This is a genomic window from Micromonospora sp. 15K316 (genome assembly GCF_004348525.1).
In the GTDB taxonomy this organism is placed as follows: domain Bacteria; phylum Actinomycetota; class Actinomycetes; order Mycobacteriales; family Micromonosporaceae; genus Micromonospora.
This window is the reverse complement of the sequence record NZ_SMKG01000187.1, coordinates 1-11,799: the sequence shown is the minus strand read 5'-3', so window position 1 is coordinate 11,799 and position 11,799 is coordinate 1. Positions and strand designations below refer to the sequence as shown.

Sequence of the window (11,799 nt, the reverse complement as noted above, 5' to 3'; positions counted from 1 at the left end):
GCCCGGGGGAGGCGGCGGTCGTGCAGGGCCGCAACGGGGTCGGCAAGTCGACCCTCCTCCAGGTGGCAGCCGGCGTGCTGCGGCCCACGCGGGGGCGGGTCGTCGAGCGGCCGGCCGCGGTCAGCTGGGTTCCGGAGCGGTTCCCCGCCGACCAGCCGTTCGACGTCCGGCACTACCTGCTCGCGATGGGCCGGATGGCCGGCCTGCCGCCGGTCGACGCGGTCCGCGCGGTGGACCGCTGGGTCGAACGCCTCGGTCTCGGCCGGTTCCGCGGCGTCCGGCTGCCCGAGCTGTCGAAGGGGACGGCCCAGAAGGTCGGTCTCGCCCAGGCCATGCTCCGCCCGCCGGGGCTGCTCGTCCTCGATGAGCCCTGGGAGGGGCTGGACGCCTCCGCCCGTGAGCTCGTTCCGGAGTTGATCGACGAGGTGCTCACCGACGGGGGTTCTGTGCTGCTCAGCGACCACCGTGGGGAGACCGTCCGGCTGCCCGGCGCGCGTCGCTGGACCGTCCTGGACGGCGAGGTGAGCGAGGAGGCGCCGCCGACCGAGGGCGCGTCGTACGCGGTGGTCGAGATCGCGGTGCCCGCCGCGCGGGTGGCCGGCACCCTCGCGAGGCTGCGCGCCGACGGCCACCGCGTGCTGGGCGTACGCCCCGATCCGCTCGGCGTGGCCGACGGCGCGGGAACCGAGGCGGAGACCGGTGAGGGACGCCCCGAGGGTGGGCCGGAGCCCGAGCAGCCGGACGTCGGGGCGCCCGAGGCGGCGGCCGCTCCCACGGCCTCCGGCGGGCAGGTCGCCCGGTGACCGCCCTGATCCGGCTCCGGCTGGCCGGGTTCCTGCGTACCGGCCGGGCGGTGGCGCCGCTGCTTGCCGGGCTGGTCGCCCTCGGCATCCTCTACGGCGGCGGCCGGGCCCAGCCGGCGGAGGCGTACGGCGTCTCGGCGGTCGTCCTCTTCCCGGTGCTCGCCTGGCAGACCAAGTTGCTGCTCGACGTGGAGCCGGACGGGCAGCGCCGCCTCGCGCAGGTGGTGGTCGGGGTGCGGCGGGAGCGGTCGGCCGGTTTGCTCGCCGCCACGTTTGCCGCTCTGGGCACGGTCGCCGTGGCGCTGGTCTTTCCGTGGCTGGTCGGTGGAGTCACCGCCGTGGTCGAGCCGGGTGGCCGGTCCGTGGGTGTCGGCATCGCTCTCGGGCTCTGGGCGCACCTGCTGGCCGTACCGCCGGCGGTGCTGCTCGGCGCGTTGGCCAGCCGGGCGTGTACGGGCAGCGCCGGGTACGGCGTCGCCGTGCTCGCCCTCGGTGGGGTCGGCGCGATCGTGTTCGGCCTGAGCGGCTCGGCGGTGCCCTGGCTGGTACCGCCGATCATGGCGACCGCCCGGGCCACCACCGGTGCGCTCACCGCGCCGGCCGCGGCGCTGCTTACCTTCTGGGCGGTGGCCTGGAGCGCCGTCGTGCTCGGCGGCTACCTGTGGTGGCGTCGGTCGCGGGCGTGAGGCGGCGCTGAACCCGAGGCCGCGGCGGCGCCGGCGGGCAGCGCTTGGCTGGTCGACGGTCGGGCGCGTCACCGGGGTCGTGGGCGTGAGCTGGCACACATGCGGGGGGTGATTTGCTGCTCGCGTCACGTGTCGCGTAACCTTGCGGCGAAGTACCACCCAGAGACCGCTGGTCACCGTGCCCCCGGCACGGTCGAAGGTCCCGCGACGACGGGCGACCCGCGTAGGGCGGCAAGCGTAAATCGGCAGTGCAGCATGGTCCGCCGACTGTGCCCGCCTCCGCCGGACCTCGCCCCGTGCGCCCTGCGCCGGGGCTTTTCTCGTTGTCGCGCTTCCTGAGCCGCCGTCGTGAGCATCCGTTCCCGACGGCGACCAGCCTCGAGCACGAGAGAGGAGGGACATGGCGGACAAGCCGATCCGGGCCGACAAGGCCACGGCCGTCGCCGAGCTGACCGAGAGCTTCCGCAACGCGGGTGCCACGGTGCTGACCGAGTACCGCGGTCTGACGGTTTCCCAGCTCACCCAGCTGCGGCGCACGCTCGGCAAGGAGACCAGCTACACGGTCGCGAAGAACACGCTGGCCAAGCGTGCCGCGACCGAGGCCGGTATCTCCGGGCTCGACGAGCTGTTCACCGGTCCTACCGCGCTGACTTTCGTTTCGGGCGACGTCGTCGAGGCGGCGAAGGGGCTTCGCGAGTTCGCGAAGGCCAACCCGAAGCTCGTCATCAAGGGCGGGGTCTTCGAGGGCAAGGCCATTTCCGCGGCCGAGGTCACGAAGCTCGCCGACCTGGAGTCCCGTGAGGTGCTGCTGGCCAAGCTGGCCGGCGCGATGAAGGGCAACCTGAGCAAGGCCGCGGCCCTGTTCCAGGCCCCGCTGTCGAAGACCGCCCGCCTGGCGGCCGCACTGCAGGACAAGCGCGAGAAGGAGGGCGCCGAGGCGGCCTGAGGCCCCCCGGCGCACCTGGTTCAGTCTTAGACACACCAATTGGAAAGGACGCCAGACATGGCGAAGCTCAGCACCGACGAGCTGCTCGACGCGTTCAAGGAGATGACGCTGATCGAGCTCTCCGAGTTCGTGAAGCAGTTCGAGGAGACCTTCGAGGTCACCGCCGCCGCCCCGGTCGCCATCGCCGCGGGTGCCCCGGCCGCCGGCGGTGCCGCCGCCCCGGCCGAGGAGGAGAAGGACGAGTTCGACGTCATCCTCGACGCCGACGGTGGCAAGAAGATCCAGGTCATCAAGGTCGTGCGTGAGCTGACCGGCCTGGGCCTCAAGGAGGCCAAGGACCTGGTCGAGGGCGCGCCGAAGCCGGTCCTGGAGAAGGTCAACAAGGAGACCGCCGACAAGGCCAAGGCCAAGCTCGAGGGTGAGGGCGCCAAGGTCACCCTCAAGTGACCTGAGCACCACCCCGCGCGTCCGGCTCAGTGAGCCGGGGCACATATCGCGCTACGGCGGGCGGCGATCCGGCATCGGGTCGCCGCCCGTCGCGTTGACCTGAGCGCCGGCAGCGGGCGTGAGCAGGGCGTCCGTTCGTACGGCGGGGCGCGGCGATGGTGAGCGGCGCGGGCGGGTCGGCGGGAAAGACGCGGCGAGCCGGAGACCGGCCCTTGACGTGGCCCCGGGCCGCCAGGCACGCTGACACCAGCAAGACCTTCCGCGCTTGCGACGGCCACCAGGCGGGTAGAGAAGCGGCGGCACCATCGGCCGCGACACCCGAGCGGCCCGGCAGGAACATTGCGTTCCGAGCGGCCCGGTTGACCCGGTTTTCCGGGGCCCGGAGCACGTTCCGCAATGTCCTGGCGGGGTGGGCTGGACAGCGGTTAGCCTCTCGGCTACACTGCTAGTTTGCGCTGCCTTCCGACTTGACCCCTGCTCGGAAATGTCCGTTTGCGGATATTTCTGGTGGGGTCATTGGAGTGCACGCGTACCAGCCGTTCTGCAGCACAGGTCCTCGGAAGGACGCATCTTGGCAGCTTCCCGCCCTGCGAAGACCAGTCGTACGTCGAGCGCTTTCGCTCCCCGCCGAGTTTCGTTCGGCAGGATCACCGAACACCTCGAGGTCCCCAACCTCCTCGCCATCCAGACCGAGTCCTTCGACTGGCTGGTTGGCAACGAGGCTTGGCAGGGCCGGTCGGCGGACGACCAGCACGCACGCTCGGGTCTCGCGGAGATCCTCGACGAGATCAGTCCCATTGAGGACTTCTCCGGCACTATGTCGCTCTCCTTCTCTGCTCCGCGCTTCGACGAGGTCAAGGCCTCGATCGAGGAGTGCAAGGAGAAGGACCTCACCTACTGCGCGCCACTCTTCGTGACCGCGGAGTTCACCAACAACACCACCGGCGAGATCAAGAGCCAGACGGTGTTCATGGGTGACTTCCCGATGATGACGCCGAAGGGCACCTTCATCATCAACGGCACCGAGCGTGTCGTCGTGAGCCAGCTCGTCCGGTCCCCGGGCGTGTACTTCGACAAGCAGCCGGACAAGACCTCCGACCGCGACCTCTCCAGCGTCAAGGTCATCCCGAGCCGGGGTGCCTGGCTGGAGTTCGACATCGACAAGCGCGACACGGTCGGCGTCCGCATCGACCGTAAGCGCCGGCAGGCCGTCACCGTCCTGCTCAAGGCCATCGGATGGTCGAACGAGCAGATCCGCGAGCGGTTCGGCTGGTCCGAGCTGATGATGACCACGCTCGAGAAGGACCACATCGCCGGCCAGGACGAGGCCCTACTCGACATCTACCGCAAGCTGCGCCCTGGCGAGCCGCCGACGCGGGAGAACGCGCAGACCCTGCTCGACAACCTCTTCTTCAACCCGAAGCGGTACGACCTGGCCAAGGTCGGCCGGTACAAGTTCAACAAGAAGCTCGAGATCGAGGTGCCGATCACCACCGGCACGCTGACCGAGGACGACATCGTCGCCACCGTCGAGTACCTCTGCCGGCTGCACGCCGGTGAGGAGGGCTACGAGGCCGACGACATCGACCACTTCGGCAACCGGCGGCTGCGTACGGTCGGCGAGCTGATCCAGAACCAGGTCCGGGTCGGCCTCTCCCGCATGGAGCGGGTCGTCCGCGAGCGCATGACCACCCAGGACGTCGAGGCGATCACGCCGCAGACCCTGATCAACATCCGCCCGGTCGTGGCGGCGATCAAGGAGTTCTTCGGCACGTCGCAGCTGTCCCAGTTCATGGACCAGACCAACCCGCTGGCGGGCCTGACCCACCGGCGCCGGCTGAGCGCGCTCGGCCCGGGTGGTCTGTCCCGGGAGCGGGCCGGCTTCGAGGTCCGTGACGTGCACCCGTCCCACTACGGACGGATGTGCCCGATCGAGACGCCGGAAGGCCCGAACATCGGTCTGATCGGCGCACTCTCCACCTTCGCCCGGGTCAACCCGTTCGGCTTCATCGAGACGCCGTACCGGAAGGTCGTCGACGGTCGGGTCACCGACCAGATCGACTACCTGACCGCGGACGAGGAGGACCGGTACGTCAAGGCGCAGGCCAACGCCCCGCTGAAGGCCGACGGTTCGTTCGCCGAGGACCGCGTCCTGGTCCGCCGTAAGGGCGGCGAGACCGAGGACGTCGCGCCGGGCGCCGTGGACTACATGGACGTCTCGCCGCGGCAGATGACCTCGGTCGCGACGGCGATGATCCCGTTCCTCGAGCACGACGACGCCAACCGCGCGCTGATGGGCGCGAACATGCAGCGCCAGGCGGTGCCGCTGGTCAAGGCCGAGTCGCCGCTGGTCGGTACGGGCATGGAGTACCGGGCCGCCGTCGACGCCGGTGACGTGGTGGTCGCCGAGGTCGGTGGCGTGATCGAGGACCTCTGCGCCGACTACATCACCGTCCACCAGGACGACGGCCACCGCCGGACGTACCTGCTGCACAAGTTCCGCCGCTCCAACGCCGGCTCCTGCGTCAACCAGAAGCCGGTGGTCTTCGAGGGCGACCGCGTCGAGGCCGGCCAGGTCATCGCCGACGGGCCGTGCACCGACGAGGGCGAGATGGCGCTCGGGCGCAACCTGCTCGTGGCGTTCATGACCTGGGAGGGGCACAACTACGAGGACGCGATCATCCTGTCGCAGCGCCTCGTGCAGCAGGACGTGCTCACCTCGATCCACATCGAGGAGCACGAGGTCGACGCCCGGGACACCAAGCTCGGTCCGGAGGAGATCACCCGCGACATCCCGAACGTCAGCGAGGAGATGCTCGCCGACCTCGACGAGCGCGGCATCATCCGGATCGGCGCCGAGGTCGTCCCCGGCGACATCCTGGTCGGCAAGGTCACTCCGAAGGGTGAGACCGAGCTGACCCCGGAGGAGCGGCTGCTCCGCGCGATCTTCGGTGAGAAGGCGCGTGAGGTTCGGGACACCTCGCTGAAGGTGCCGCACGGCGAGACCGGCACGGTCATCGGCGTGCGTACCTTCTCCCGGGAGGACGGCGACGAGCTGCCTCCGGGCGTCAACGAGCTGGTCCGGGTCTACGTCGCCCAGAAGCGGAAGATCCAGGACGGTGACAAGCTCGCCGGCCGTCACGGCAACAAGGGCGTCATCTCCAAGATCCTTCCGGTCGAGGACATGCCGTTCCTCGAGGACGGCACCCCTGTCGACATCGTGCTCAACCCGCTGGGTGTGCCGAGCCGGATGAACATCGGTCAGGTGCTGGAGACGCACCTCGGCTGGGTGGCGAAGACCGGCTGGAAGGTCGAGGGCGAGGACGAGGAGTGGAAGCGTCAGCTCAAGTCGATCGGCGCTGACGAGTCCGAGGGGGACACCAACGTGGCCACCCCGGTCTTCGACGGTGCCCGCGAGGAGGAGATCGCCGGTCTGCTCGCGTCGACCCTGCCCAACCGGGACGGCAACCAGCTGATCGGGCGCAGCGGCAAGGCGCGGCTCTTCGACGGCCGCTCCGGCGAGCCGCTGCCGGACGCCATCGCCGTCGGCTACATCTACATCCTGAAGCTCAACCACCTGGTCGACGACAAGATCCACGCTCGGTCGACCGGTCCGTACTCGATGATCACGCAGCAGCCGCTGGGTGGTAAGGCGCAGTTCGGTGGTCAGCGCTTCGGTGAGATGGAGTGCTGGGCGATGCAGGCGTACGGCGCCGCGTACGCCCTGCAGGAGCTGCTGACGATCAAGTCCGACGACGTTCTCGGCCGGGTGAAGGTCTACGAGGCCATCGTCAAGGGCGAGAACATCCCGGAGCCGGGCATCCCGGAGTCGTTCAAGGTGCTGCTCAAGGAGCTGCAGTCGCTCTGCCTCAACGTCGAGGTGCTCTCCAGCGACGGCGTGGCCCTCGAGATGCGTGAGACCGACGACGAGGTGTTCCGGGCCGCTGAGGAGCTGGGCATCGACCTGTCCCGGCGCGAGCCGAGCTCGGTCGAGGAAGTGTGACGTCGTACCTCCGGGGGCGGGTGACCGCCCCCGGAGGTCCGGCCCCGATGAGCTGCTGGCGCAACAAGCGACGTGTGAGGGATATATAACGTGCTCGACGTCAACTTTTTCGACGAGTTGCGGATTGGCCTGGCGACCGCCGACGACATCCGTCAGTGGTCGCACGGCGAGGTGAAGAAGCCGGAGACGATCAACTACCGCACCCTGAAGCCGGAGAAGGACGGGCTCTTCTGCGAGAAGATCTTCGGTCCTCAGCGGGACTGGGAGTGCTACTGCGGTAAGTACAAGCGGGTTCGGTTCAAGGGCATCATCTGTGAGCGCTGCGGCGTCGAGGTGACCCGCTCCAAGGTCCGCCGTGAGCGGATGGGGCACATCGAGCTGGCCGCTCCGGTCACCCACATCTGGTACTTCAAGGGCGTGCCGAGCCGGCTGGGCTACCTGCTGGACCTCGCCCCCAAGGACCTCGAGAAGATCATCTACTTCGCCTCGTACGTCGTGACGAGCGTGGACACCGAGGCGCGGCACCGCGACCTCTCGACGATCGAGAACGAGATCCTGGCCGAGAAGCGGCAGTCCGAGAACAGCCGTGACTCGGAGATCGAGAAGCGGGCCGCCAAGCTCGAGGCCGACCTGGCCGAGCTGGAGGCCGAGGGTGCCAAGGCGGACGTCCGGCGCAAGGTCAAGGAGGGCGGAGAGCGCGAGATGCGCCAGATCCGCGACCGGGCCCAGCGCGAGATCGACCGCCTCGACGAGGTGCTCGACACCTTCCGCAAGCTCGAGCCGAAGCAGCTGGTCACCGACGAGCTGCTCTACCGCGAGCTGCGCGACCGGTTCGGCGAGTACTTCACGGGTGCCATGGGCGCCGAGGCCATCAAGGCCCTGGTGCAGAACATGGACCTGGACGCCGAGGCGGAGAACCTCCGCGAGACCATCCGTACCGGCAAGGGCCAGCGGAAGATCCGGGCGCTCAAGCGACTCAAGGTCGTCTCGGCGTTCCTGAACACCCGCAACTCGCCGCTCGGCATGGTGCTGGACTGCGTGCCGGTCATCCCGCCGGACCTGCGTCCGATGGTGCAGCTGGACGGTGGCCGCTTCGCGACCTCCGACCTGAACGACCTGTACCGCCGGGTCATCAACCGGAACAACCGCCTCAAGCGGCTGATCGACCTCGGCGCGCCCGAGATCATCGTCAACAACGAGAAGCGGATGCTGCAGGAGGCCGTCGACGCGCTGTTCGACAACGGCCGCCGCGGCCGGCCGGTCACCGGCCCGGGTAACCGCCCGCTGAAGTCGCTCTCCGACATGCTCAAGGGCAAGCAGGGTCGGTTCCGCCAGAACCTGCTGGGCAAGCGCGTCGACTACTCCGGCCGTTCGGTCATCGTGGTCGGCCCGAAGCTCAAGCTGCACCAGTGCGGTCTGCCCAAGCAGATGGCCCTGGAGCTGTTCAAGCCGTTCGTGATGAAGCGGCTGGTGGACCTCAACCACGCGCAGAACATCAAGTCCGCCAAGCGGATGGTCGAGCGGCAGCGGCCGGTCGTGTGGGACGTGCTGGAAGAGGTCATCGGCGAGCACCCGGTGCTGCTCAACCGGGCGCCCACCCTGCACCGGCTGGGCATCCAGGCCTTCGAGCCGCAGCTGGTCGAGGGCAAGGCCATCCAGATCCACCCGCTGGTCTGCACCGCCTTCAACGCCGACTTCGACGGTGACCAGATGGCGGTCCACGTGCCGCTCTCCGCCGAGGCCCAGGCCGAGGCGCGGATCCTGATGCTGTCGTCGAACAACATCCTCAAGCCGGCCGACGGCAAGCCGGTCACCATGCCCACCCAGGACATGGTCATCGGCCTCTACCACCTCACCCACCTCACCACCGATGAGAAGGGTGCGGGCCGGGCGTTCAGCTCGGACGCCGAGGCGCGGATGGCGTACGACAACGGCGAGCTGCACCTGCAGGCTCCCGTGAAGATCCGGCTGCGCGGCATCGTCGGGGTCGACAACGGCGCCGGCGCCGAGCCGTGGGTCGCGCCCGAGGGTTGGTCCGAGGGCGAGACCGTGACCGTGGAGACCACGCTCGGCCGGGTCCTGTTCAACGAGACGCTGCCCCCGGGCTACCGCTTCGTGAACTACGAGATCCGCAAGGGCCAGCTCTCCGCGATCGTCAACGACCTCGCCGAGCGCTTCCCGAAGGTGGCCCTCGCGGCGACCCTCGACGGGCTCAAGGAGGCCGGTTTCCACTGGGCCACCTGGTCCGGCGTGACGATCGGTATGGAGGACGTCATCGCTCCGCCGCGCAAGGCGGAGATCCTGGAGCGGTACGAGAAGGAAGCCGACCGGATCGACAAGCAGTACCAGCGTGGTCTGATGACCGCCGAGGAGCGTCGCGGCGAGCTCATCGAGATCTGGACCAAGGCGACCAACGAGGTCGCCAAGGAGATGGACACCGCGCTGCCGCAGGAGAACCCGCTGTGGAAGATGATCAACTCGGGTGCCCGCGGTAACCTGCTCCAGCTCCGGCAGATCGCGGCGATCCGTGGTCTGGTGGCCAACCCGAAGGGTGAGATCATCCCGCGACCCATCAAGGCGTCGTACCGGGAGGGTCTCTCCGTGCTGGAGTACTTCATCTCCACGCACGGTGCCCGTAAGGGTCTCGCCGACACCGCGCTGCGGACCGCCGACTCGGGTTACCTGACCCGTCGTCTGGTGGACGTGTCGCAGGACGTCATCATCCGCGAGGAGGACTGCGGCACCGACCGGGCCATCCCGATGCAGATCGGCGAGCGGCTCGACGGCAAGCTGGTCGTGCACACGCACGCCGAGACCAGCGTGCACGCCCGTACCCTCGCCGACGACATCAAGGGGCCGGACGGCACCGTCGTCGCCGAGCGGGGTCAGGACATCAACTCCATCGGCGTCGACAAGATCGTCGCGGCCGGGGTGGAGACCGTCCGGGTGCGCAGCGTGCTCACCTGCGAGTCGAAGCTCGGCGTCTGCGCGGCCTGCTACGGCCGTTCGCTGCCGACCGGTAAGTCGGTCGACATCGGCGAGGCGGTCGGCATCATCGCCGCCCAGTCCATCGGTGAGCCGGGTACGCAGCTGACGATGCGTACCTTCCACACCGGTGGTGTCGCGGGTGAGGACATCACCCAGGGTCTGCCGCGTGTCCAGGAGATCTTCGAGGCCCGCGTCCCGAAGGGTAAGGCGCCCATCGCCGACACCCCGGGCCGGATCCGGATCGAGGACGGCGAGCGGTCGCGGAAGATCATCGTGATCCCGGACGACGGCAGCGACGAGATCGTCTACGACAAGATCTCGAAGCGGGTGAAGCTGCGGGCCCACGACGGCGACCACGTCGAGGTCGGCGAGAAGCTCACCGAGGGCACCATCGACCCGCACGAGCTGCTGCGCATCCTCGGCCCGCGCGCGGTCCAGGTCCACCTGACCCAGGAGGTCCAGGAGGTCTACCGCTCGCAGGGTGTGCTCATCCACGACAAGCACATCGAGATCATCATCCGCCAGATGCTCAAGCGGGTGACGGTTATCGACTCCGGCTCGACCGAGTTCCTGCCGGGTGTGCTGGTCGACCGGGCGCTCTTCGAGTCGGAGAACCGCCGACTCGTCTCCGAGGGCGGCGAGCCCGCCGCGGGTCGTCCGGTGCTGATGGGTATCACCAAGGCCTCGCTGGCCACGGACTCCTGGCTCTCGGCGGCCTCCTTCCAGGAGACCACCCGGGTGCTGACGGACGCGGCGATCCACGCCCGCAGCGACTCGCTGATCGGCCTCAAGGAGAACGTGATCATCGGTAAGCTCATCCCGGCCGGTACGGGCATCAGCAAGTACCGCAACGTCCGGGTCGAGCCGACCGAGGAGGCGAAGGCCAAGGTCTACTCGATGACCGGTTACCCGGAGACCGACTACGGGTTCGGGCCGGCCAGCGGGCAGGCAGTGCCGCTGGACGACTTCGACTTCGGGTCGTACCGGTAACAGCTGACAGCAGGTAGGACGAGGCCCCCGGCACCTGCCGGGGGCCTCGTCGCGTCCGGACCGGTACGCATGCCACGCCGGTTCGGCATGATGGGGGGATGACGACCGCACCCGGGCAGGTGCCCGTCGCGGAGCAAACCCCGCGCCATCCGTTGGACCCCGACCCGGCCCGCGCCACGAAGGCCCGCGCGGTGTTCGCGCTCGGCCTGATCGCCGCGCTGACCGGTCTCTTCGTCGGCGGGATCGTGCCGGCCACGGTGGCGCTGCAACTCTCCCGGCAGGCGCGCCGCGAGGCGTACGCCTCGGGGGGTTTTCTCACCGGCGCCCGGTGGCTGCGGCGGGGGGAGCAGCTGGCCTGGACCGGATTGCTGCTCGCGGCGTTCGTGCTGGTGGTGCTGGCGGTGGTCGCGGTGGTCCGGATGGCCCAGGCGCCGTTCGGGCACGACTACCCGGCCAACGTCGACTGATCCGGGGGAGGGGCGCCTGCTCGGGCGCGGTGGGCCCCGCCTCCGGCGGTAGCCTGGCTCCTGTCCGTCGCGTCGCTGACGGCCGAAGCGAGGAGGAGCACCCGTGACGGAACCGGCGCGGCCCCCGTCGGACGACCACGCGCGGCCGTCCGACCCACCGGACGGCGCCGACCCGTCCGGGCAGGCCGGATCCGCCGCGGGACACGGGGCCGAGCCGGGGGCGGCGGGTTGGGCCACGCCCGCCGGTCCGCCCGGTCCCGGGGTGCCGTCCGCGCCGCCCGGTCCCGCCCCGTCGTCCGGTTGGGGTGCCTCCGCGCCGCCTGGTTGGGGTACGTCCGCGCCGCCTGGTCACAGGGTGCCGTCGGCGCCGCCTGGTTGGGGTGCTCCCGGCGGGCCTGGCGCCGGGCCGTCCGGTTGGGGCGCCCCCGTGTCCCCGGGCCCGGGTATCCCGCCCGGCCCGGGCGGGTGG

The 11,799-nt window shown here is 69.7% G+C and carries 7 protein-coding genes; all 7 read left to right on the top strand.

Features of this window, described 5'->3' with window-relative positions; translation table 11 throughout:
• Positions 1 to 803: ATP-binding cassette domain-containing protein (locus E1211_RS25320; protein ID WP_132351598.1), on the top strand; the 803-nt coding region annotated here is incomplete at its 5' end.
• A complete protein-coding gene (locus E1211_RS25315) occupies positions 800 to 1,489 on the top strand; it encodes a hypothetical protein (RefSeq protein WP_132351596.1) in 690 nt (229 codons plus the stop codon). The genes E1211_RS25320 and E1211_RS25315, both read left to right, overlap by 4 nt.
• A 400-nt stretch (positions 1,490 to 1,889) precedes the next feature.
• Positions 1,890 to 2,435, top strand: coding sequence for a 50S ribosomal protein L10 (gene rplJ / locus E1211_RS25310; protein WP_120684236.1), 546 nt, complete (start codon positions 1,890 to 1,892; stop codon positions 2,433 to 2,435).
• A 57-nt stretch (positions 2,436 to 2,492) separates the two neighbouring features.
• Entirely contained in the window at positions 2,493 to 2,882 is a 390-nt protein-coding gene (gene rplL, locus E1211_RS25305) for a 50S ribosomal protein L7/L12 (protein ID WP_132351594.1), read from the top strand.
• Between the two features lie 571 nt (positions 2,883 to 3,453).
• Positions 3,454 to 6,885 carry a DNA-directed RNA polymerase subunit beta gene (locus E1211_RS25300; RefSeq protein WP_132351592.1) on the top strand — a complete coding sequence of 1,144 codons (3,432 nt, stop codon included), beginning with the start codon at positions 3,454 to 3,456 and terminating at the stop codon, positions 6,883 to 6,885.
• 90 nt (positions 6,886 to 6,975) lie between these two features.
• Positions 6,976 to 10,863, top strand: coding sequence for a DNA-directed RNA polymerase subunit beta' (locus E1211_RS25295; RefSeq protein WP_132351590.1), 3,888 nt, complete (start codon positions 6,976 to 6,978; stop codon positions 10,861 to 10,863).
• A gap of 98 nt (positions 10,864 to 10,961) precedes the next feature.
• Positions 10,962 to 11,330, top strand: coding sequence for a hypothetical protein (locus tag E1211_RS25290; protein ID WP_132351588.1), 369 nt, complete (start codon positions 10,962 to 10,964; stop codon positions 11,328 to 11,330).
• Positions 11,331 to 11,799 lie beyond the last annotated feature (469 nt).

Excerpts from the sequence above, each read along its gene's own strand:
- rplJ (WP_120684236.1), top strand. The coding sequence starts at position 1,890 with ATGGCGGACAAGCCGATCCGGGCCGACAAGGCCACGGCCGTCGCCGAG.
- rplL (WP_132351594.1), top strand. The coding sequence starts at position 2,493 with ATGGCGAAGCTCAGCACCGACGAGCTGCTCGACGCGTTCAAGGAGATG.
- E1211_RS25290 (WP_132351588.1), top strand. The coding sequence starts at position 10,962 with ATGACGACCGCACCCGGGCAGGTGCCCGTCGCGGAGCAAACCCCGCGC.